This is a genomic window from Shimazuella kribbensis DSM 45090, assembly GCF_000428065.1.
In the GTDB taxonomy this organism is placed as follows: domain Bacteria; phylum Bacillota; class Bacilli; order Thermoactinomycetales; family Thermoactinomycetaceae; genus Shimazuella; species Shimazuella kribbensis.
Genome location: NZ_ATZF01000012.1, coordinates 35,959 through 58,764, shown reverse-complemented (window position 1 = coordinate 58,764; position 22,806 = coordinate 35,959). Strand labels below are relative to the sequence as shown.

Sequence of the window (22,806 nt, the reverse complement as noted above, 5' to 3'; positions counted from 1 at the left end):
ATTTAAAGAAAGAAGTCTTTCTAATGTCCGCCATAAATAATTTAAATAACGATAGAAAAGGAAAAAATGGGTTTACCACTCATCATATTCCCTATATGCTATAGAAAGTATTTATATTTTATTGTGTCTAGGGGGAGTTTGATGAAGCTACCTATGGTTGAAATATTTGAAACAGTAGAGGGGGAAGGGTTGCGAGCTGGTTTCCCCACTACTTTTGTGCGCGTTTTTAATTGTAATTTAAGGTGTACATGGTGTGATACAACATATAGTTATGCACCATCTAAACCCGAGTTTTTTTCCACACTAGAAGAAATTATCCAAAAAGTAACGGAATTTGGAAACGTAAATGTTTGCCTGACAGGGGGCGAACCTCTGATGCATGGGGAGAAATCTCTTCAATTAATAGAACAATTGGCGAGTCTGTCTTTTATAGAAGATATACATATTGAAACAAACGGAGCAATTTCATTGGAGCCATTTGCTGAATTACGTGAAAAAGATACCAATGTAAAGAAGAAAATGCGTTTTATCATGGATTATAAGCTTCCTGCGAGTGGAGAAATAGAAAAGATGATAGGGGAAAACTTTACTTACTTGGATCAACAGGATGAAGTAAAGTTTGTGATACAAGATCGGAATGATTATGAGGTAGCTGTGAAAGTTTATAAGAATCTTCAACAAAAAGGAACAGGATTGTTTAGCCCAGTTTGGGGAAAGATGGCTCCAGACACATTAGTGAATTGGATTTTAGCTGATAAACTTAAAAAAGTGAAATTAAATTTGCAAACACATAAATTCATTTGGGATCCAGATTTAAGGGGCGTATAATATGAAGGCAGTTATTGTACTGAGTGGTGGGTTGGATAGCACCACTTGTATGGGTATCGCAAAAGCAGCAGGATATCAGCTATACCCCATTACATTTCATTATGAACAACGACATGAATGTGAAGTGGAGTGTGCGCGGAAAATAGCAGAGTATTATGGAGTCTCCAAGCATCATCGGATTGTGAACCTTTCCTTTTTTCAACAGCTAGGCGGAAGTTCATTGACAGATAAAACGGAATCAGTTCAAACAGATGGCGTCACGGACGACATCCCAAACACTTATGTACCAGCACGAAATATGATTTTCCTTTCTTTAGCAACTGCATATGCAGAAGTCGTAGGAGCAAAAAAAATATATACTGGAGTAAGTGCAGTCGATTACAGCGGATATCCCGACTGCCGTCCTGAATTTATTGAATCCATGAGTGAAACGATCAATTTAGCAACAAAAGTTGGAGTAACAAGTGAAGAGAAGCTTTCGATTGAAACACCGCTTATTCAGTTGAGTAAAGCTGATACTATTAAACGTGGTGTGGAGTTACAAGTGCCGTTTCATCTGACTACTTCTTGTTATTTGGGTGGAAATGCAGCATGCGGCATGTGTGATAGCTGTCGTCTGCGTTTAAAAGGATTCGCTGAAGCTGGCTATAAAGATCCAATCCATTATCAGAATGAATCCTATTAATTTCTAGGGGATAAAGAAAGTATTATTGGAAAAGTTGGTGTTTTGTAGTTGATAGGTAAATATCATTTAATAAAAAATTTCTGGATCGCTTGCGCTCACCAAGTATATGGAGCAGGTAAATGCGAACGTGTTCATGGTCATAACTACAAAGTTACTTTTTGTATAGAAGGTACTCAGCTTGATGAGCAACATATGTTGATTGATTATCGTGTAATCAAGGAAGCAATTATAAATAAGTATGATCATCATTTGTTAAATGAGTTTCCCGAATTTAATCCTGAGTTAGGTGGAGTTTCCCCAACAACAGAGAGAGTAGCGGAAATATTTTTTGTGGAAATCGATCGTTTATGTAAAGAAAAGAGTAATCATCCGACCGTAAGTTGGATTGAGGTTCAAGAAACAGAAGAAGCCACAGTGCGGTTTGAAAGGATGGTAACATAAATGGAAGATCCAAATTTGAAGCACTTAGGACAGGAGACAAAATACGCTTTTACGTATGATCCTGATGTGCTAGATGTGTTTCCGAATCGTCATTTGGATATAGATTATTTTGTGAAGTTTAATTGTCCTGAGTTTACTAGTTTATGTCCAATGACAAATCAACCTGATTTTGGAACCATTTATATAAGTTATGTGCCAGATGAAAAGCTAATTGAGAGTAAATCGTTGAAACTTTATCTATTTAGCTATCGTAATCATGGGGATTTTCACGAAAATTGTATTGTGACGATTATGAAAGACTTAAAAGCTATCATGGAGCCTAAGTATATTGAAGTGTGGGGCAAGTTTTTGCCTCGAGGTGGACTGAGTATCGATCCTTATGCCAACTATGGGAAGGAAGGCACCCGCTGGGCAGAAGTAGCCAATCAACGATTGTTCCAGCATGATATGAACCCGGAGACTATTACGAATAGATAATAGGGTTCTTGTGGAAATGACCTAACTCTAGGTAACAAAGAAGGTCTTATTTACTCTCGTGTCATAGTTCGCTACAATAACGGGAGGAGGGATTTTGCATGCAAAATTTTTATTTGGATCAAATGCGTATGATGACGCAACATATGCGTGATGAACTTACGCAATTAGGGATAAAAGAATTGACCACTCCCGAAGAAGTGGATGAAGTATTAAAAGGCGAAGCTGCAAAAGGAACCGCATTAGTTGTGGTGAATTCGGTTTGCGGTTGTGCGGCTGGTCTTGCTCGTCCTGCTGTAGGACTTTCATTGAATAATGAAGTGAAACCAGATCATTTGTACACGGTTTTTGCAGGCCAAGATAAAGAAGCTACCGAGCGTGCACGTACTTATTTTGGTCAAGAACCACCATCATCTCCTTCGTTTGCGATCATGAAAGATGGTAAATTGGTACATATGATCCATCGGCATGAAATTGAAAATGTACCAGCTGAAATCATTACAGCCAATTTAACAGAAGCTTATAATAAACATTGTAAATAATAGACCTGCCCAGCACTCAGATCAGGGGTGTTTGGGTTGGCTTTTTTTTATGGGGAAGGAGAGTCATCTTTGGAGTTTTTTGCAGCATTTTTGTTGTTTATCTTGATTGGTATGATGATCATGGGAATGGTTTTTTACAGGCAAGCCAAAAAGGTAAACAAAGAGAAAAACTATGAGTTACCTAATCTCGGGATGAAAAGTTATGGGGAAGAATATACAGTTGCTGTGAAGCATATGTTGCAACATTTAGAAGACTCGTATCCTCCAAATTATCGTGCGTGGGTGCAAGAGAGAGTCATTCGAGAGCATTATATTAGTTTAATTGAATTTGAGAATCGATGGTTTGAATGGCAACGTTTTTTGATAATGGCCTCTTTGCTCAAGACCGCACCAATGTACAGTGAAGAGGTAGATGTTGTTTGGCATGAAATGCTGATGTTTACTAGGGAATACGAAGAATTTTCGAATCGATTTTTAAAAACAACTTTGCATCACGCACCAAATATACCTCTGCCACCTGATAAACAATCCAATGGAAGCCAAGATACTCTTCCACTAGTGGAAACTCCTCAAGAAAAAAGAGCTTGGTTTGATATGGTATATCTGCTTTTATTTGAACCTACTCCTTATAGTATTGCTGTATTAGGCCCTTTTTTACGGCATCCCTTAGCAAATGGTGTTATTTCTGATTTTCAGACTTTAACTCCAGAGGAATTGGAGAACAAATATTTTCATGTAAATGTTATTAAGCATTTTGCATATATGCGTGAAATAGTCCACCATCTGATTGAACAGATACAATCATTAATAGAAAAAGTAGTAAATCATGCAGAAATACATGATGCTGATATAAAGCGATTTCACTTAAATACAACTGTTCAACCAAAAGATAACCATCCTATGGATAATCATCTTATTGGTAATCTCTTTTTGGCTATGTACCATCGTGATAAATTTTATGAGCAGAATAAAAAATGGTACAAGGAAAATAATGTCCTGAAAAGATAATGTAATATTACACGAGTGGAGTGTTTATAGAAAAGGATTGGATATCTTTGATATAAGAGTCTAGTCCTTTTTATTCAAAATAATGATAAGGCAAAAAACCTATTAAATCTTGATATAAGATTAATAATGTTTTGTCCTACTGATTTGTTAAACTTAAAGGCTAAAATATATCCAATAAAACTGCTGGTTTTCAAGTTTCGATTGTATTGTAGAATCTTCGATAAATACCTCTTATACATCAAATCCCAAATACTCTTGAAACGAGTCTTCATCTAAAAAAATCATTTCTTAACCATAATCAACAGCTCAATATAAAAATTTGCCATGCATCTGTCAGACCTCATAAGCTAGACTATTGACGATAAAAAATAAATCACATAAACTCAAAGTAATTCAAACTACCTGCGGAGGTTGCCATGCGTATTGCTCCCGGCGTCCGATACACCCCTGTGTTCTCTCCTGGCGTCTACGAGAGGCTGTACTACGATGTGACCACCGACGGCAAGGTGGACACGCGCTACAAGTATGTGTATGACCTCGAGGTGATCCTCGAAGACCGGATGGTCTTCCGTGGCTCTGAAAACGAACTCACGGTGCTCGAGGACGGCACGGTTCTGGAGGGGACTCAGGACGGCATGGTCATCGATGGCATCACCAAGATCCTGAAGCTCGGCGATGCCGCCTGAGCATCTCGCGAGGTTAACCTCTGTAGGGAGAGGTATACCCACATGCGGTGTACTCCCAAGCACCTACTCTAGTAGCTGTTTGGGACCGATAATAACATTCGTTCACATAAATAATTCACTAAATCCCTAATGACAAAGGAATGGAATCTTTGGAATTAGGGAAAGTCAAATGAAGGAATTAACTGAATAAGTATGATCGTGATATGCGGATAGTTTTTATAGTCATATCACCCCTATCTTTCAAAAAGACTCTTTACTTATTTTCGTTGAGAGTCTTTTTGTTGTTCTATTTTCTCAATTTTTCTGCTTGTTTGCAGCATAGCAATGGAGGAGGAATTAGGAAATAAATATTTTCATGTAAATGTTATCAAGCATTTGCTATTGGCGTGAAATAGTCCAACATCTAATTGAACAGATGCAATCATTAATAGAAAAAGTAGTAAATCATGCAGAAATACATGATTCTGATATGACCGATTTCACTTAAATACAATTAATGGTTTTGACTATCTGTTAATTAAAAAAGCGATTCTATTAAAGAATCGCTCATCATTTTCATTAGTAGACAACAACTTCGACTACACTACCAAGCACAAAACAGAGAGTATGTTTGCCTGCTTTGTAATACATTTCGGTTCCGTCTTCATAACGTTTCACATCATTTGGTTTTCCTAATGCTTGTTTAATTTCTTTTTCTGTGATATTTTCGAATCTTTTATCCATACTATCAACCGTTTTTACTTTATTTTTTTGTAATTCAAAAACGATTTGTCTTTTTGTATAGAAAAGCGTTTGTGCATCGGAATCTGGATCAGGTTTTCCCCATTTTTTCACGATTGCATCACGAGATGAATCAAGACCAAAAGATTCACTATTGATAACTTTTCCTTCGACAGCCAATTGTTTTGTTTCTTTAATTAGTTTTTGATGATTTTGTTGTTGTGTAGTTGATTGCTGTGTTGGAACAATAGGGGAAGCATCAACAAGACCGATTTGCGAAAAACCGGCTAGTAATGTTCCAACAGTAAAGGTAGTAGCGACAATTGTTTTTATGGTTTTGTTCATTAACAATAACCTCCAGTAATAAATATTTGATACACTTTTTATTTTAAGGATGTGAATAAATAGAAAAAGGGTAAAAATAGGATTAAAAATTTCCCCTTTTCTTGTCATAATTATTCTTTTTTAGGGTATTATTTTCTGTTTACCATATATTAAACAGAATTATAATATTTTACTTGATTAATAAGTGATTATTATTTATTAATCGTATATCTTTTGGGTTTATCTCAAAATAGCCATTGCTTCTTCATGGAAGAACATGTTGGGATAGGCACAACTGAAAAAAGAAAAAGGTAAGTGCCTGAGGTAATTCAGTAATTTGGTTACATAAACCATATTTGATCCATAACCCATCGCAAAGTAGTTGATAAAAAGGACTAGATATCTCAAGTAGAGAATCTAGTCCTTTTTGTTATTCGTAAGGAAAGAAAAATTGAAGCGCAGTAGGGAGTTGTTTTTGCCATAGTCCCCAAGTATGATCCCCATCTTGTTCTACGTAGTGGACATTTGCGCCTTTGGAGTGGAGTTCGACATGTACTTTTTGATTTATTTCCACTAGGTCGATCTCTCCCACATGAGTAGAAACATTGGTTTCTTGCAAACCGATAGATTGGTAGATAGAAAGCCAGTTCAACGATTGGTGAGTTTGAAGAGCAGAAGTTGTTTGGGCTAGAAATGCTCCAGATTGTGCTAATACACGACTCCAAATATCCGGATGTTGGAGTGCCATGTGTAGAGCGGCTGTACCACCTAGAGAGGAACCTCCCACGACCAATTCTTTTTCATTTAGAGGATATCTTTCTTGTACAAATGGCAGCAATTCTTCTGTCATAAAGGAAAGATGTGCTTCATTACGATCTCCAATAGGAGAATACTCACTGGAACGGAGTTTCTTTTCTACTGGAATGGCAACCATAATAATAGGTTTTATTTTTTCTTCATAGATGAGTTGGTTTGCTTGTGTCGCGATTCTACCTAAGGAAAAGTAATCATCACCATCATGAAGAAACAAAGCAGGATATTTCTGATTTGTATCAAATTCTGGTGGAAGATAGACCAATGCTTTTTTTTCTGTTCCGAGATTCGTACTCTGCAAACTTTCTTTTTTTATCGTTCGTTTCAAGTATTTTTGCTCCATGGTTCTTCTCCTTAATGGATAAGCATTAATAGTAGAAATATCTTCTCTATTATGCCAAATCTACCCCTTGTCATGCTATATATTTTAGCAATAGAAATGTGCATTAGGTAAAATTCATAGTATTTGATAGAGTAGTAGAAAGGAATATTTATTTGTATCATTCAGTATTACATTAACGGAATAATAAGAAATGCAATACTTTTTTTAGTCATTTTAAGGGGTGTCATGATTGCGATGAAACAATCTGTTTGGATTCCTACACAAGAACAGATAGAACTTAGTAGACTGTATGCTTTTATGAAAAAATTAGGCTTTGATAATTGGGATGATTTTTATCAATATTCGACCAGAGACGTATCTCGATTTTGGGGTGATGTAGTTGAAGATATGAATATGGTATGGAACAAACCTTATAGGCAAGTACTTCAATTGGATGAAGGAAATGCTTTTCCGCGTTGGTTTGTGGAAGGCGAAATAAATGTTACCTTAAATTGCTTAGATGTATATGTTGAAAATCCTCAAATGAGAAATCAACTTGCTCTTATTTGGGAAGGCGAAGATGGAAAATCTATTAAATATACATATCGAGACTTATGGTATGAAGTAAATCGTTTTGCTAAGCTTTTACTCCAATTGGGCGTCGAACCATCGGATAGGGTCATGATTTATTTACCAATGATTGCAGAAAATGTGATTTCTTTATTGGCTATTGCTCGTATTGGTGCGATCGCTGTTCCTTGTTTTTCAGGGTATAAATCCGTCGCGCTCCAGTATCGCATCAAAGATAGCGGTGCAAAAATAGTGATTACAGCTGATGGATTTTGGCGACGGGGAAAATTAATACATATGAAAGAAGAAGCAGATAAAGCAATTGAGAATACTACGATAGAAAAAGTGATTGTAGTCAAGAAACTTGGATGTTACATCGAGAAAAACGAAGACAAAGATATTTTTTGGGATACACCAGTAGATCAGCTTCCACCTGCGGTTCCTCATTTGACACATGCAGATGACCCATTTATGATTTTGTATACTTCTGGTACAACAAGTAAACCAAAAGGAACAGTACATACACATGCTGGTTTTCCAATCAAGGCAGGATTTGATGCTGGTTACGCAATGAATGTGGGAGTAGGCGACATCTTATTTTGGTCTACTGATATGGGTTGGATGATGGGACCTTGGATGGTGTTTGGCGCGTTGATGAATGGCAGCACCATGCTATTGTATGAAGGTACTCCTGATTATCCTACACCAGATCGGCTTTGGTCTATTGTTGAGAAATATGGTGTTAGTCATCTGGGTGTTTCTCCCACTATTGTTCGTTCTTTGATGAAACATGGAGAGTCTTGGATTACTACTTATGATATTAGTTCCTTACGTGTTTTTGGTTCTACAGGCGAACCATGGACGGAAGACTCTTGGTTGTGGCTTTTTGAACAAGTAGGAAAAAAACAAGTTCCTATCTTTAATTTCGCAGGAGGAACAGAGATCTCTGGAGGGATTCTCGCGAATGTTCTTATTAAGCCTCAAGTGCCTTGTGGATTTAATAGTGTACTGCCAGGCATGGAAGTAGATGTATTTGATCCATCGGGTAACTCTATTGATCAGACGATTGGTGAGTTGGTTATCCGACAACCTTGGGTAGGAATGACGAGAGGGATTTGGAATAACAAAGATAGGTACTTGCAGAGCTATTGGGGAAGATGGAAAGATATTTGGGTACATGGGGATTGGGTAAGCCGAGAAGATGGGCAATGGTTCACGCATGGCCGGTCAGATGACACGATTAAAATAGGTGGCGCTAGATTAGGTCCTGCTGAGCTGGAATCCATTTTAATTCGACATCATGCTGTGTTGGAAGCATGTGCGATAGGAGTACCTCATCCAGAGAAGGGTGAATCCGTTATTTGTTTTGTGATCTTGCATCATATTTCAGATATACAAGATTCAGTTAAGTTAGAGATTGAACTTGCTGACTTTGTAGCAGATAAAATGGGCAAAGTTTTTCGTCCAAAAGCGGTTTTGGTTGTTTCTGATTTGCCTAAGAGTAAAAATGGAAAGATACTACGAGGTGTTGTGAAGTCGGTTTATTTAGGTGAGGGACTTGGAGAATATGCTTCATTGGAAAATTCAAAAGGAGTAGAAGCAATAAAACGGTCTCTCAAATCCATTTGAAATTCTATTTTTGAAAATAATAAAAAATAGACGTTAAACATATCAAAAAAGCCAATTGATGAAGAAAATCGATGGCTTTTTTGATTTGTCCCCAGATTGCCTTATTTCTAACTTCGCAAAATTTGGTATGATAGAACGGATGGCAATGTTTGCATAATTAAATAAAGCAAAGGGGATGAATCATGAACGGCATTGGCATCATACGAAAAGTTGATCATTTAGGTAGAATAGTATTACCAAAAGAATTAAGAGAAAAATTAAATATCCAACCACAAGATGGTGTTGAGATATTTGTTGATGAAACTCATATTGTACTGAAACGCTACAATCCTAGCTGTGTGATCTGTGGCAGCATTGAACAACTTTTTTATTTCCGTGAAAAAATAATCTGCGAAGATTGTGTAAATGAAACATCTAAATATGCAACATCACCAACAGAATAGCCGGTTTATCCGGCTATTTTTTGTTTGCAAACGAAAAATATAATTTAATTTAATCAAAATATAGAATTCTAAATAACTTCTTTATACTCTTAAAATCAGGAAATAAACCAATTTCCCTAAAAGGCGAACGCCTAACTCATTCCTGAATAAACTAATTAGACAATAAATAGACGGGGTGGCATTATGTTAATTAACCATTTATTGCCATGTGGGACTTTGACCGATGCAGGATCTTCTTTTTGGCGGACGCTTTCCATAAATGAGAAGTTAGATCTTCTTTTCTTTCTCCGTTCTGTAAGAATGTTGGATCGGAGAATGGTGTTGTGGCAACGCCAAGGGAAAATTGGTACTTATGCTCCGGTAGAAGGGCAAGAGGCAGCGCAGGTAGGAAGCGCTTACGCTTTAGATAAAAAAGATTGGGTATTTCCGAGTTATCGCGAACAGGGTGTGGCTTTTACTTTTGGAATTTCTACTACTTCCATCATTCAATATTGGTCTGGAAGAATTGAAGGTTGTAAACCTCCGATAGGATATCGCTATGTACCTCCAACCGTTCCGATTGCCACACAGCTACCACATGCGGTTGGTGCTGCGTGGTCCATAAAAAAGAAAAAAGAGACAGGTATAGCAATAGCTTATTTTGGGGATGGAGCTACTTCAGAAGGAGATTTTCATGAGGCTTTAAATTTTGCTAGCATTTTTGATCTGCCTGTTCTTTTCTTTTGCCAAAACAATGGTTATGCGATTAGTGTTCCGTTTGCAGAGCAATCTGCTACGAAAACGGTAGTCGAAAAAGCTTCCGCCTATGGAATAAATGCTTATCAAGTAGATGGGAACGATGTGTTGGCCGTTTATCATGTGGTCAAAACAGCGAAAAGTAAGCGGAAACCTGCCTTGATTGAAGCAGTTACGTATCGGACAGGAGCGCATACTACCGCAGACGATGCAAGTCGCTATCGACCAGAAGGTGAGGTTCGTATTTGGTTAAACCGTGATCCTTTGTATCGTTATGAACAGTTATGTTTAAAGGAAGGATTGTTGGATGAGGATCAAATAGAAAAACAAGATCAGCAAGTTGCAAAGGAATTGGATCGAACAATGAGAGAAGTGGAGAAATCTCATCCTAACCCATCAAGTTTATTTACTCATGTTTATCATCAGATCCCAGATTGGTTGAAAAAGCAACAAGAGGAGGCAGCCAATGATGTTAACCATGGTTCAATCCATTGCTGATGCACAGCGTGTTGCTTTAGAGATAGATAAAAACGTGTTGCTTTTAGGAGAAGATATCGGCAAAAATGGGGGTGTTTTTCGTGCTACAGAAGGACTTTGGGAGCAATTTGGCAGTGAACGCGTGATCGATACTCCTTTATCAGAAGCAGGGATAGTTGGTTCTGCGTTAGGACTGGCAATGGGTGGTTTTAAACCCATAATAGAGATTCAATTTCTTAGTTTTATCACCCCGGCATTTGAGCAAATCGTTTCTCATGTGGCACGAATGCGCTTGCGTTCTCAAGGTGTTTTCTCTACCTCTATGGTAATTCGGGCTCCCTATGGAGGAGGAATTGGGGCTCCTGAACTTCACTCTGATTCTACAGAAGCCTATTTTGTACACACTCCAGGTCTTCGTGTCGTTGTTCCTTCCTCACCTTATACTGCAAAAGGTTTGTTGTTGGGTGCTGTCGCAAGTCCTGATCCGGTATTATTTTTAGAACCGCTTCGCTTGTATCGTACACAAAAAGAGGAAGTACCTTCTGATTATTATACACTTTCAATCGATAAAGCTACGGTGGTCAGTCAGGGGGAAGATGTTACCTTGATTGGATGGGGTGCCATGATTCCGCTTTTATTAGAAGCAAGTCGATTGTTGATGGAGCAAGATATCACAGCAGATGTGATTGATTTACAGTCCCTTTCCCCGATTGATGAAGAAACGCTATTTGCTTCTGCAAAGAAAACAGGACGAGTAGTTATCGTACATGAAGCACCTCGTACTTGCGGAGTAGGAGCGGAAATTGCCGCACGTCTCTCAGAAGAAGTAATAGATTCACTAGAAGCACCAATTAAACGAGTGGCTGGATATGATGTACCATATCCATTATTTGCCTTGGAACATGCTTATTTGCCTAGTGTAAAGAAAGTAGTGCAGGCGGTAATGGAGTTGGTATATTTTCAATAGTGATCATTATATTTACCAATATTTCTCATAAAAGAGAGCCGAGTAGGAAAGAATGAAGCCAAATACGTTTTTGAAAGGGTCGGAAAATGGATCAAACGACACTCACAAGAGCTTTTTTTGGCACGTCTTTGGCCTTTCATATTATTTTTGCCACACTAGCAGTAGGCATCTCTTTTATGATTTTAGTAAGTGAGATTATTTATCAGCGAACGAAAGACAAAGATTACGAGCTGATGGCAAAACGATGGACAAAGACATTTGCGATTTTATTGGGAGTTGGGATACCCAGTGGAACCATTGTTGCTGTACAGCTCACTTTGTTATGGCCTGGCTTTATGAAAATTGTCGGTCAAGTGATCTCCGTTCCTTTTCAGATTGAGATTTTTGCCTTTTTCTTAGAAGCTTTGTTTATGTCCATCTATGTGTATGCGGCAGATCGTTTGTCAGGGAAAATGCGGGTTTTGTCGGTCTTTTTTGTCTGTCTGGGGGCAACAGCATCTGCTGTGCTCATTACTTCTGCCAATACGTGGATGAACACACCAACAGGTTTTGATATGTATGCGGATGGAACAATCAAAAATGTAAATACATGGGCAGCTTTTTTTAATCCGAGTTATGGTTGGGCAGCCTTTCATGTCTCTATCAGTGCTTTTATGGCTGGTGCATTTGCTATAGCCTCTGTGTCTGCATATCGGTATTTGAAGACACCTACACCAGACCGAAAAGAACTATCATTCCATCGGAAAAGTTTGCTTGTCTCTTTAATTGTTGGATTTTTAATGAGTGCGATCACAGGATTTTCCGGACATGGTTCAGCACAAGGTCTGCATGAACATTCTCCAGAAAAACTAGCAGCAGCCGAAGGTCTATTTGAGACGCAAAGATATGCTCCTTTATCGATTGGTGGGTATACAGACCCCAAAACACATGAAGTAAAGTATGGAATAGAAATTCCTTATGCGCTTAGTATTTTGGCGGGAAATTGGCCGAGTACAGAAGTAAAAGGTTTATATGAGTTTCCAGAAGAAACATGGCCACCTTTTTATGTTCATTCTTTGTTTAATGTAATGGTTGGTATTGGAATGTTTTTGTTGGCTCTTTCGTTTTTTTCCTTAGTTTATTGGTGGTTTTTTCATCATAAACGACAACTTGCGTTTCCCAAATGGTTGGTGTGGTTTTTGGTGTTTTCGGGTCCTTTAGCAATGCTAGGGATCGAGTTTGGTTGGATTTTCAGTTGTAGTGGGCGACAGCCTTGGACGATTTATGGATTTCAACGCACAGCAGAAGCAGCCACCAAAGCAGCTCATGTAGGAAATTTATTTGTCTTGTTTGGTTTGCTCTATATTTTACTCAGTGTATTGGTTGTAGTAGTGATGCAAGTTTATTTCAAACGAAATCCACTTCATCAAGAATTGGCGAAACGAGGTGATATAGATGTTACCTGAAGTTATCGCTAGTTTTATTGTAGGAATTTTTCTCTTTCTATATGCGATCTTTGGGGCGATTGATTTTGGTTCTAGCTTTTGGTCGATGTTTTATTTACGAAGGCATACGGAAGCAGGCGTCATCGCCAATCGATTTTTGTCTCCAACTTGGGAAGTAACCAACACTTTTTTGGTTTTATTAGTTGTTTCTTTTGTCAGTTTTTTCCCAAAAGCAGGATTTACTTTAGGTACGGTTCTGCTGGTACCTGTAAGTATCGTGTTGATTTTAATTAGTCTGCGAAGTGCTTTCATGGTGTTTGCTTATTCGGTACAGAGCTATCAGCAAACATTGCGTATCATTTCTGGCATTGCAGGTTTTTTTATTCCTATTCTATTAATTAGTGCGCTTCCAGTTACGCAAGGGCCTTTTATTGCGATGAGAAACGGTGTAGAAACACTGCTTACGATGAAATGGTTGACGAGTATTTCTACTTATTACTACATGTTGTTTGGGCTGACATCGGAGCTATTTCTTTCCTCGCTTTTTCTAGCTGATTATGCGAGAGAAGCGGGAAAAGAGGGAACCTATCGCATTTATCGGCGAAATGCAAAAATAGTAGGTCCTGCAACGCTAGTTTCTGCAATTTTGACCCTACTCGTATTGGAACCAGAATCACAGTGGCTTATTGATAATCTCAAGGAACAAGGAGAATGGTTTATACTCTCCATCGTATTTTATCTTGTTGGTTATAGTTCTCTTTGGTGGCCGGATGCTAAAAACGATAGCATTGGAAAACCACGTGTAGCGGTTCTTATGATTGTAGTTCAATACGTTATCGCAAGCTATGCTTATGCTTCGGCTCACATGCCGTATATCGTTTATCCCTATATGACCATTACCACGGGATTTACAGGTGAGGTTACTTTCCGTGCGCTATTTTGGGTTTATGTGGTTGGGCTAGCAGTGTTGGTTCCAGGGTTCTATGTATTTTGGAGGTTATTTTTAAAAGATCGCAGGTATTTGCGGCAAGAGGATTAGAAGTATGATGGAATCATTCGAAAACTTATAATTTTCTATTGACAGATTCGCCATCAAATCATAATATAAAAGTACAACGTCGGCTCACAAGTCGAGGAGAGGCTCATGTCGTAGCGTCTGGTTAAGACCTCCTGATGAAAGCTAACAACTGAGAGGACACCGTCGTGCCGTACCCCTGAGATTCTCAGACATATTTGTTAGTTAAATTAACTAATAGATATGTCACCTAAAAACAATATTTTTCTTATAGATAAAAAACTTAGGGAATCCTAAGTTTTTTTGTTGTGCTAATTGCAAATTTTACATAGCTAAAGAATAGTGAGGATTTCTAGGGAATTGCGACGAGGATTAGATAAATAAACGAAGGGTTTTATATATAATAACTGACCCAATATCATTTTTTTGGGTCAGTTGCTTACATGATGGATGTATATTTTTTAATTTTCCTCAGTTAGTGCAATGGCGTCGATTTCGATCATTGCATCAGGTGAATAAAGGGAGGAGACCTCAACAATGGTATCTGCAGGATAAGGTTGTGACCACCACTTGCGTCGAAGCTCGACGATTTTTTCAAAGTTAGACATCGATGTGAGGTAGATTGTCACTTTGGCAATACGATCAAGACCCGAACCGGCAGACTTAAGTACCCTCTCTAAATTTCGGAAAGCCTGATCTGCCTGTTTGTCAAAATCACCAATTCCTACGAGGTTTCCGTCATCCCCAATGGCGGCTTGGCCCGATACGAAGACAAAACCGTTGGTTTTAATTGCCTGTGAAATAAGAAATGGAGCGTAAGGATCTGGTTGAGTGTGTACTTGTTTGAGTGACATTACATGTCATCCTTTCTATTATCAAATCTTGTTTATTTTTTAGTGTTACAGCAGAATGGCTATATAAAATTCTGAAGTGCTTCTCTCTATTATTTTGGAATGATAGGAAATATCATAATTCAAAGACTTTTATTTTGGCATCTGGGGTAAATGTTTGTTCGGGATCAAACTCTGCCAATGGTTCACCATTTTTCACTTTATTCACCCAATCACTATTCGCAAGAGCTCCACGACCGAGTGTAATAACATCTGCTTCCCCTTTTTCAATCATGCTTTTTGCCTTTTCTGGATCATGAAGACTACCGTTCGAAATAACAGGTAATCGACTATATTTTTTTGCTAATGCAGCCAAAGTAGGTCCATCCTCCATGGATGAGTTTGGTGCATTTGTTCCCTCTCCTATAGAAAAGGCAGGTTGCCATGCTTCAAATTCTGTTACATGAATATAATCTAGCCCTGCTTGTCCTAGGTTGCCAAAAATAATTTCTGCATCCTTTTCTCTACCAGCCCACTTATGGAAGTAGTCATTTACTTTACCTTGTGAAATTCGAATTCCTACTGTAAATTCTTGACCTACTGCTTCGCGAACCGCTTTAGATACTTCAACCAATAAACGGACTCTATTTTCCGTAGAACCTCCATACTCATCCTTTCTCTGATTGGTATAATCTGTTAAAAATTGATCAAGGATGTAACCATTAGCTCCATGAATTTCAATACCATCAAACCCCGCTTCTTTCGCACGTTTGGCAGCTTTTGCAAAACCTCTTGTGACTTCAGCTATATCTTCTTTCGACAACTCTTTCGGTATAGGAAAAGGACCATCACCTCCATAAAATTTCATTTGGTTTCCCTTCGGTTGTACTACTGATGGCCCAATTGTCTCATTTACAAAACGATTGCCTTGTGAAATAGCACCTGCATGCATTAATTGAATGAAGATTTTACTGCCCGCTTGATGCAAAGAATCCGTAATTTTTTTCCATGCTTGGATTTGCTCATGATTGATTATCCCTGGTTGATTCAAATAGCCCTGACTATATTTATCATCACTATAAACACCTTCCGTAATAATGAGCCCAAACCCACCATGAGCAAACTTTGTGTAGTAGGATAACATTTCATCCGTTGCTAAACCTTCTGGCGTTGCGCTTGTGCGTGTCATCGGAGCAACACCTGTCCGATTTTCTAAAGTAATACTGCCTAGCTTTACTGTTTCAAATAGATTTATGTTACTCATAATAACCATTCACCTTTTCTAGGTTTTCCATTTGTTAGTAATATTTTTATTTGCAGCCGTCGATCCCACAGGACAAACCTTCTGGGATAACATTTGTTTTCTGTTTGTCTAATTCTTCATTGATTATTCGTTCAAGCGTTTCTTTTGATCGAACACCAGCAATCGTGGTGTCACCGATAACGAAAGTAGGAACTGAATTAATATTGCTTTGATACGCATGTTCTAGTGCTTTTCGATGTGTTTCTTTGTATTTTCTAGTTTCTAAAGCCTCTTTGTACTCTCTTTCATCCAATCCAATTTCACCTGCTAATTTGGTTAACACATCCATGTCACCAATATTTTGTTCTTCTTGGAAGAAAGCTCGAAACATACGGACATTGTATTCATTGGATTTGCCTTTCTCCTTTGCATACTGATATCCCTCAAAGGATAAATGCGTATGTGGTTGAGGAGATACTTTTGGCAAAACAATAGGAATCTCCATGCTTTCAGCCATTGGATAAACGGATTTTTTCCAAATTTCTTGTAAATAATCACCTTCAGGCTTTAACGTTTCATTAGGAAAAGGACGTAACTCATAAGGCATCCATTCCACTTCTACATCTTTATCTTCTATTGCCTCCTGGAGGGGCTTTTCTGCCAACATACAAAAAGGGCAAACATAATCGGAATAAATCTTTATTTTTACAGACATATCGGTATCCCTTCCGTATGATTTATGTGTTGCGACTCCCCTTCATAGAACTAAGAATCATTTTAATGGGTGTTTCTGACATTACACATGGATTGTTCTGAGGATTCTTCTACTCTCTTATGCATTCTCCGATTGAAAATGAGCTTATAGATTACGTATTAAATCATATAAGTTCCCTCTTAATATTGTATAAAAACCAATGAAATGAACGGGTAATGCTTCTAAAAGGATTGTATTCTAACTATGTCATACTGTAAAATGATTGATAATGATAGGTGTATCAATTTAAATGATATCTAAAAAAGTAGGGATTTCCTTGGAATTAATGGATCTAAAAGTAATCAAGACCATTGTAGAAGAAGGTAGTATCTCAAGGGCAGCGAGTAAATTGGATTATGTACAATCAAATATTACTGCCCGTGTCCAAAAACTTGAATCGGAACTAGGGGTTCCATTATTTAATAGGCATCCAAAGGGGGTAACTCCAACAGATAAAGGACGTTTATTAAGTGAATATGCTTCCGAAATTCTTCGATTGACGCAAGAAGCTGTGAAAGAAGTAAAAGAGCCAGATTATCCAAGTGGAGAACTTATTGTTGGGATCGTAGAGACTGTAGCAGCATCCAATATGTTTATTCGATCTTTATCTCATTTTCAATCTCAATACCCAGAAGTTTCAATATCTTTGGTAACAGGAACTTCTATGCAAAACCATCAACGACTCCTAGATCGAAAGTTGGATGGTGCATTTTTCACTGGAGATTTTGATATATCGAAATTGGAAGTAGAAATGACAATAGAGGATACAGTAGTACTGGTATCATCAAACCAAACACATCAATTATCAAAATTGAAAGAGGCTCCTAATGCTACTTGGATTGTATTTCCAAAAGGCTGTCCGTTTCGGGCTTCTATTGAAAAATGGATAGACAAAAATAATGGTGAAAAGGCAAATATGATTGAAGTTAGTACAACAGAAACAATGTTAAATTGTGTGAGAGCAGGGCTTGGATATGCATTACTACCAGATTCCGTAGAGAGGAAAGGTGATGATAATCTATGCCTACTCTCTATTCCTGAGGAGTACCGCTATGCAACTACCAGATTTGTTCGCCGTTCTGAGAAGTTTTCCAATAGAGCATTAACAGCATTTTCTGAATGTATGAAAGAGGTACAGAAAGGATGAGATATGTATTGCTTTTTGTTTTCATTGTTTACTTAAGCTAACATTTGTAAAAAACATAAAAAGTAAAGAAAAATCTGCCATTTGATTGTTTATTTGTGTAGAGTTAAGTCTCTATAACGTCTGAAAAGATTATCGCTGCTGGTGTCGAGAAGATTAAGGAGCTATACCACACTCCTGATGAATTCGAAGAGGACAAATAAGAAGCAGTGACACAAGGTTACTATGCGATGGAAAATGCGGCTTTCGGCCTAGGAGTGATCTATGAACCCCAAGATGAGGGGCATCCTCCGGCTGTGCCAGCATATAACCGAGCCGTGGATGATCTTGAGGACGCGAGGGAGTAAATGAGTTCAGTCCGGACAGTGTTTCTTGCTGTCCAGACATAGATTATTTTTGAAAGTATATAGCTACAAATGTATGGAGGTCATTTTTTTAGAACAACGTTTTTAACGCCTCAGGGGTATAGGGAATCATCTCATTTGTCTTTCCAGTGTGTAGTTTGCTTGCCCAAGTAGGATCAACCAATAGTGCTCTGCCGATGGCCACAAGATCAAATTCTTGTCTTTCCAATTTCTCAAAGAGAGCAGTGAGTGGAGCATTCTTCGCCTGAACTCCTGGTGCAAATACATCATCCAAGCCAATAGAACCAACAGTAATGGTCGGTTTTCCAGTCCATTTTTTGGTCCAGCCGGCTAAGTTTAGTTCGGAATCGGCAAATTCAGGTTCCCAGAACCGTCGTGTGGAGGCATGGAAAATATCTACACCAGCCTCTGACAAGGGAGTGAGGAATTGTTCCAATTCTGCTGGGGTTTTTGCTAGTTTTTCGTTATATGCTCCGATTTTCCATTGGGAAAAACGAAATACAATGGGGAAATCAGGACCTACTGCTTTTCGGCAAGCAGTGATAACTTCTACAGCAAAGCGAGTTCTTTCAGCCAAATTTCCTCCATATTTATCCATTCGTTTATTCGTCGCATCCCAAAAAAATTGATCGATTAAATATCCATGTGCACCATGTAATTCTATTCCATCAAAGCCAATACGTTTTGCATCCACTGCGGCCTGAGCGTATGCTCCAATAATCGTTTCGATCTCTTCTGGTGTCATCGGTCCAGCAACTTTTTCGCCTGTAGATGTAATGCCTGATGGGCTGATTGGATTTGCATGTGGAAAAGGCATGCTGCCGACGGGACGCTGAATACCGACATGCCAAAGCTGAGGGATGATTTTCCCACCAACTTCATGAACCGCTTTGGCCACTTTGGACCATCCTTGAAGCGCCTCTTCTCCGTAGAAAAAAGGAACACCTGGATCACTTGATGCAGCTGGATGGTTGATTGCAGTACCTTCGGTTATGATTAGACCTACTTCATTTTCCGCTCTTCGTTTGTAATAAGCAGCAACCTCTTTTGTTGGAATTCCTCGGGGAGAAAAAGCTCGGGTCATAGGTGCCATGACGATCCGATTCGAAAGATCTAATTTTTTTGTTTGTAAAGGTTGAAACAGTAGCTTTACCTCGTCATTCATGCTAAATACCTCCAATGTATTTATTTCACTTATTTTTCTTGATGAGTTTGAAAAAATCCCTCGAACTTCGATTTACCTTTTTCAGATAGCCATTTGTCAAATGTCTTCAGTTTGGGATGGAGTGTTCGTAGGTAAGGCAAATCGACACGATTGCCTCCTTTGTTAATCCATTCATATATTTTGGCTATATCTTCATTTTGCTGGCGAATCTCCTCAAGTGGAATTTGCTTATAGGTAATGGTTTTACCAGAAATTCGCGAAATAGCTGCTGCGATATTGGGTGGTGTTACAGCATCACTTGCAAGAGATAATGTTGTCTCCATATATTTTTTTGGATCACTAAACGCAAGCGAGACAAATACTCCGATATCATCAACTGCTATGAGACTGGTAGGGATATCTGGTTGTGTTGCATCAGCGTAGATGCCATTTTGTAATCCATAGTAAGTAAAAGTAAGGAAGTTTTCCATAAAGAAGGGAAGTCGAAAAATGGTTGCAGGTAAACCAATTCGGTGAATATATTTTTCGATCTCCCATTTTGCTAAATCACGAAACTGCGCTTGTTCATCTGCCCCTTCAAAAGAAGTATAAACAAAATGTTTTACATTTGCTCTTTTGGCTGCATCTGCAACATTTTTGCCCAATTGAACTTCTTTCCACATGTCAACGGCTTCGAAAGGTTGTACACTGAACACACCATACACATCTTTCATTGCAATATCAAGTGAAGATGGATCATTCAAATCACCCTTTACCACGCCGATATTTTTGGATATAAGTTTTTTGGATTGCTCACTGTTTGGGTCACGAGTGAGTGCTCGTACTTTCCAATCCTTATCAACTAGATGATTTAAAACTGCACCTCCTTGTTGACCTGTTGCTCCTAAAACCAAAATAATTTTATTTGATTTATCCATCTGTTCCCCTCATTTCATTGATATCTGGATATCCGTTACTTTGATGATAAGACAGATGATATACTTTAGTAAGAACGCACTTTTTTTTGGTATATTCTCTTTTTATAGAGTTACTGACAAATGGTAAGTAGGTGGAGAGTGTGAATATAAATGAAATGCAAGTTTGTACCATACCTATAAATGCTGCATTAGATGTTATCAGTGGAAAATGGTCGTACTATGTCATTGCACAATTGTGTCATGAATCACAGCGTTTTAACCAATTACGAAGAAATTTAGGTGATATTAGTATTAAATCGTTAACGGATACACTTCGTCAGTTAGAAAAAATGGATGTTGTTCATCGGAAAGTTTACCCTACTGTGCCAGTTAGTGTGGAGTATTCACTTACTCGAAAAGGAAAAGAATATGGTGCTATCTTGAGTCAAATGAGACTTTGGGGTGAAAAATGGGGCGCTGTTGTTCCTGATGATGAGGAAGAAGCGATGGGATGACAGCAAAAAGAGTGAGATTGGATTCTCACTCTTTTTGTTATTCATTCAAAATGCTTTCTTCTAACATCCCTTCTTTATCTCCATATACGCGAATGATATGTTGTTCTCCCCAATTACATAAGGAATTCAAAATGCCTTCCAAGCTCTTTCCATAGTCACTAAGTTCATATTCTACTTTTGGTGGAATTTGTTGATAGATGATCCGATTAATGACACCATCTTCTTCTAATTCTCGAAGTTGTTGAGTTAACATTTTTTGAGTGATGGCAGGCATTAGTTTTTTTAGTTCACTTGTACGTTTTTTTCCTCGCATGAGGTGACAAAGAATAACGCATTTCCATTTTCCCCCAATCACTTCCAACGTAGCTTCAACCGAGACATTGTATTTCTTTTTTAGCATGTGGTTCTCTCTCCTTCTCTATCACCTAAAAGTACTTACATTACTTTTTAGTGCCTATATCACTTAAAAGTGTGTACTTCCCTATATATCCTCTATCCCTCATAATAACATCTTGTTGATCCACTTAGAAATTGCATCGGTTGTATGGTTTTTGTATCAAAATCAGACCATCCAACGGAGAGAGAACAGGAGGGAAGAAAGATGGTTCAAAAGAGAAGAAGTACGTTGGCTCTGCTTGCATTGGCAATAAGTGCTTTTGCTATTGGAACCACGGAATTTATCAGTGTTGGTTTATTACCACTTATTGCTTCAGATCTAAATATTCCGGTCACTACAGCAGGTTTGACCGTTTCTTTATATGCTTTAGGAGTAACCATTGGAGCTCCTATACTTACATCGTTGACATCGAAAATGTCTCGTAAGACATTGCTCTTATGGATTATGGTTGTGTTTATTATTGGCAATAGCATTGCAGCTGGGGCAACAAATATTGGTATTTTGTTATTTGCCCGCGTGGTTTCTGCTTTTGCACATGGTGTATTTATGTCCATTGGTTCTACTATTGCGGCTGATTTGGTAACCGAAGATCGTCGCGCCAGTGCTATATCCATGATGTTCACTGGATTAACAGTAGCTACTGTAACAGGAGTGCCTTTTGGAACGTTTCTCGGACAGCAAGCTGGTTGGAGAAGTGCCTTTGTAGCTATTGTAATCGTAGGGATTGTTGCATTGATTGCAACTATATTCCTAATTCCATCCGATTTGCGCAAAGGAAAGCCGACTACTTGGAAAGATCAAGTGAAATTAATTACAAACGGTCGTTTGTTACTCATTTTTATCATTACTGCTTTAGGATATGGGGGTACATTTGTTGTTTTTACTTATTTATCTCCATTGCTTCAAGAAATATCTGGATTTAAGGCAACTACTGTAGCGATTATACTGCTTGTTTATGGAGTTGCCATTGCGATAGGAAATATGATTGGTGGGAAATTGGCCAATAAAAAACCGATCAAAGCGTTATTTTTCATGTTTTTGGTGCAAGCTATTGTATTATTTGTGTTTTACTTCACTGCTCCTTTTCCGGTTGCATCGCTTGTAACGGTGTTCTTTTTGGGACTGTTTGCATTTATGAATGTTCCAGGGTTACAAGTGTATGTCGTCATGCTAGCAGAACGCTTTGTCCCAAGTGCGATAGATGTAGCGTCTGCTATAAACATTGCCGCTTTTAACGCAGGCATTGCTTTGGGTTCATACCTTGGAGGTTGGATCACAGATGAGATTGGTTTGATTCATACTCCATGGATGGGCGGTCTCATGGTAGTCATTGCGATTGCATTGACTGCTTGGAGCTGGAAATTAGAAAGAAAAGATGTCTAAAATGATAAGGG

General features: G+C 38.3%; 24 protein-coding genes. 16 read left to right on the top strand and 8 right to left on the bottom strand.

From position 1 onward, the window contains the following. Positions 1-141 precede the first annotated feature (141 nt). From A3GQ_RS0115385 to A3GQ_RS27180, 7 genes are all read left to right on the top strand, one after another. Positions 142-828, top strand: a complete 687-nt coding sequence (locus tag A3GQ_RS0115385) for a 7-carboxy-7-deazaguanine synthase QueE (RefSeq protein ID WP_037465170.1) — start codon at positions 142-144, stop codon at positions 826-828. A 1-nt stretch (position 829) separates the two neighbouring features. Continuing rightward, on the top strand, positions 830-1,513 hold the full coding sequence (gene queC / locus A3GQ_RS0115380) for a 7-cyano-7-deazaguanine synthase QueC (RefSeq protein WP_028777815.1): 684 nt from the start codon (positions 830-832) through the stop codon (positions 1,511-1,513). 48 nt (positions 1,514-1,561) lie between these two features. Beyond that, positions 1,562-1,954, top strand: coding sequence for a 6-pyruvoyl trahydropterin synthase family protein (locus A3GQ_RS0115375; protein ID WP_245596798.1), 393 nt, complete (start codon positions 1,562-1,564; stop codon positions 1,952-1,954). Beyond that, positions 1,955-2,431 carry a preQ(1) synthase gene (queF, locus tag A3GQ_RS0115370; RefSeq protein ID WP_028777813.1) on the top strand — a complete coding sequence of 159 codons (477 nt, stop codon included), beginning with the start codon at positions 1,955-1,957 and terminating at the stop codon, positions 2,429-2,431. It begins immediately after the preceding gene. A 98-nt stretch (positions 2,432-2,529) separates the two neighbouring features. Continuing rightward, positions 2,530-2,970, top strand: a complete 441-nt coding sequence (locus A3GQ_RS0115365; protein WP_028777812.1) for a BrxA/BrxB family bacilliredoxin — start codon at positions 2,530-2,532, stop codon at positions 2,968-2,970. A 69-nt stretch (positions 2,971-3,039) separates the two neighbouring features. Beyond that, positions 3,040-3,978, top strand: coding sequence for a glycine-rich domain-containing protein (locus A3GQ_RS25770; RefSeq protein WP_156877755.1), 939 nt, complete (start codon positions 3,040-3,042; stop codon positions 3,976-3,978). Between the two features lie 416 nt (positions 3,979-4,394). Beyond that, complete coding sequence (locus tag A3GQ_RS27180; protein ID WP_156877754.1) at positions 4,395-4,664, top strand: hypothetical protein; 270 nt, start codon at positions 4,395-4,397, stop codon at positions 4,662-4,664. A 558-nt stretch (positions 4,665-5,222) separates the two neighbouring features. On the opposite strand, the gene A3GQ_RS0115345 is transcribed toward A3GQ_RS27180, so the two are convergent. Together A3GQ_RS0115345 and A3GQ_RS0115340 are read right to left on the bottom strand one after the other, a co-directional pair. Then, positions 5,223-5,729, bottom strand: coding sequence for a DUF4309 domain-containing protein (locus A3GQ_RS0115345; protein WP_028777809.1), 507 nt, complete (start codon positions 5,727-5,729; stop codon positions 5,223-5,225). Between the two features lie 409 nt (positions 5,730-6,138). Further along, positions 6,139-6,864 carry an alpha/beta hydrolase gene (locus A3GQ_RS0115340; RefSeq protein WP_028777808.1) on the bottom strand — a complete coding sequence of 242 codons (726 nt, stop codon included), beginning with the start codon at positions 6,862-6,864 and terminating at the stop codon, positions 6,139-6,141. Positions 6,865-7,098: 234 nt separating this feature from the next. Here A3GQ_RS0115340 and A3GQ_RS0115335 point away from each other — a divergent pair, with 234 nt between their 5' ends. From A3GQ_RS0115335 to A3GQ_RS0115310, 6 genes are all read left to right on the top strand, one after another. Next, the gene (locus A3GQ_RS0115335) at positions 7,099-9,042 is read left to right on the top strand and encodes an AMP-binding protein (RefSeq protein ID WP_028777807.1); all 1,944 of its coding nucleotides are present in this window, start codon (positions 7,099-7,101) and stop codon (positions 9,040-9,042) included. Between the two features lie 182 nt (positions 9,043-9,224). Then, positions 9,225-9,485, top strand: coding sequence for an AbrB/MazE/SpoVT family DNA-binding domain-containing protein (locus A3GQ_RS0115330; protein ID WP_028777806.1), 261 nt, complete (start codon positions 9,225-9,227; stop codon positions 9,483-9,485). A gap of 183 nt (positions 9,486-9,668) precedes the next feature. Continuing rightward, positions 9,669-10,718, top strand: coding sequence for a thiamine pyrophosphate-dependent dehydrogenase E1 component subunit alpha (locus A3GQ_RS24555; protein ID WP_083964259.1), 1,050 nt, complete (start codon positions 9,669-9,671; stop codon positions 10,716-10,718). Continuing rightward, positions 10,687-11,664: an alpha-ketoacid dehydrogenase subunit beta gene (locus A3GQ_RS0115320; RefSeq protein WP_028777805.1), complete on the top strand. Its 978-nt coding sequence runs from the start codon at positions 10,687-10,689 to the stop codon at positions 11,662-11,664. The genes A3GQ_RS24555 and A3GQ_RS0115320 overlap by 32 nt, the downstream gene beginning before the upstream one ends. Before the next feature lie 86 nt (positions 11,665-11,750). Next, complete coding sequence (locus A3GQ_RS0115315; protein ID WP_028777804.1) at positions 11,751-13,109, top strand: cytochrome ubiquinol oxidase subunit I; 1,359 nt, start codon at positions 11,751-11,753, stop codon at positions 13,107-13,109. Further along, positions 13,099-14,127 (top strand): cytochrome d ubiquinol oxidase subunit II, encoded by a 1,029-nt coding sequence (locus A3GQ_RS0115310; protein ID WP_028777803.1) that lies wholly within the window; start codon positions 13,099-13,101, stop codon positions 14,125-14,127. Before A3GQ_RS0115315 ends, A3GQ_RS0115310 begins: the two co-directional genes overlap by 11 nt. A 437-nt stretch (positions 14,128-14,564) precedes the next feature. On the opposite strand, the gene A3GQ_RS0115305 is transcribed toward A3GQ_RS0115310, so the two are convergent. From A3GQ_RS0115305 to A3GQ_RS0115295, 3 genes are all read right to left on the bottom strand, one after another. Beyond that, positions 14,565-14,957 (bottom strand): RidA family protein, encoded by a 393-nt coding sequence (locus A3GQ_RS0115305; protein ID WP_028777802.1) that lies wholly within the window; start codon positions 14,955-14,957, stop codon positions 14,565-14,567. 112 nt (positions 14,958-15,069) lie between these two features. Beyond that, positions 15,070-16,197, bottom strand: coding sequence for an NADH:flavin oxidoreductase (locus A3GQ_RS0115300; protein WP_028777801.1), 1,128 nt, complete (start codon positions 16,195-16,197; stop codon positions 15,070-15,072). 46 nt (positions 16,198-16,243) lie between these two features. Beyond that, positions 16,244-16,891: a DsbA family oxidoreductase gene (locus A3GQ_RS0115295; RefSeq protein ID WP_028777800.1), complete on the bottom strand. Its 648-nt coding sequence runs from the start codon at positions 16,889-16,891 to the stop codon at positions 16,244-16,246. Between the two features lie 289 nt (positions 16,892-17,180). On the opposite strand from A3GQ_RS0115295, the gene A3GQ_RS0115290 reads away from it, so the two are divergent. Then, positions 17,181-18,077 carry a LysR family transcriptional regulator gene (locus A3GQ_RS0115290; protein ID WP_245596797.1) on the top strand — a complete coding sequence of 299 codons (897 nt, stop codon included), beginning with the start codon at positions 17,181-17,183 and terminating at the stop codon, positions 18,075-18,077. A 432-nt stretch (positions 18,078-18,509) separates the two neighbouring features. Here the strand turns inward: A3GQ_RS0115290 and A3GQ_RS0115280 are convergent, their stop codons facing one another. Together A3GQ_RS0115280 and A3GQ_RS0115275 are read right to left on the bottom strand one after the other, a co-directional pair. Next, a complete protein-coding gene (locus tag A3GQ_RS0115280) occupies positions 18,510-19,604 on the bottom strand; it encodes an NADH:flavin oxidoreductase (protein WP_028777798.1) in 1,095 nt (364 codons plus the stop codon). Positions 19,605-19,633: 29 nt separating this feature from the next. Then, entirely contained in the window at positions 19,634-20,521 is an 888-nt protein-coding gene (locus A3GQ_RS0115275; protein WP_028777797.1) for an NmrA/HSCARG family protein, read from the bottom strand. Positions 20,522-20,661: 140 nt separating this feature from the next. On the opposite strand from A3GQ_RS0115275, the gene A3GQ_RS0115270 reads away from it, so the two are divergent. Beyond that, complete coding sequence (locus A3GQ_RS0115270) at positions 20,662-21,015, top strand: winged helix-turn-helix transcriptional regulator (protein WP_342665008.1); 354 nt, start codon at positions 20,662-20,664, stop codon at positions 21,013-21,015. A gap of 37 nt (positions 21,016-21,052) precedes the next feature. On the opposite strand, the gene A3GQ_RS0115265 is transcribed toward A3GQ_RS0115270, so the two are convergent. Further along, a complete protein-coding gene (locus tag A3GQ_RS0115265; RefSeq protein WP_028777795.1) occupies positions 21,053-21,415 on the bottom strand; it encodes a winged helix-turn-helix transcriptional regulator in 363 nt (120 codons plus the stop codon). A gap of 201 nt (positions 21,416-21,616) precedes the next feature. On the opposite strand from A3GQ_RS0115265, the gene A3GQ_RS0115260 reads away from it, so the two are divergent. Further along, positions 21,617-22,795 carry an MFS transporter gene (locus A3GQ_RS0115260; RefSeq protein WP_028777794.1) on the top strand — a complete coding sequence of 393 codons (1,179 nt, stop codon included), beginning with the start codon at positions 21,617-21,619 and terminating at the stop codon, positions 22,793-22,795. The last annotated feature ends 11 nt before the right edge of the window (positions 22,796-22,806 follow it).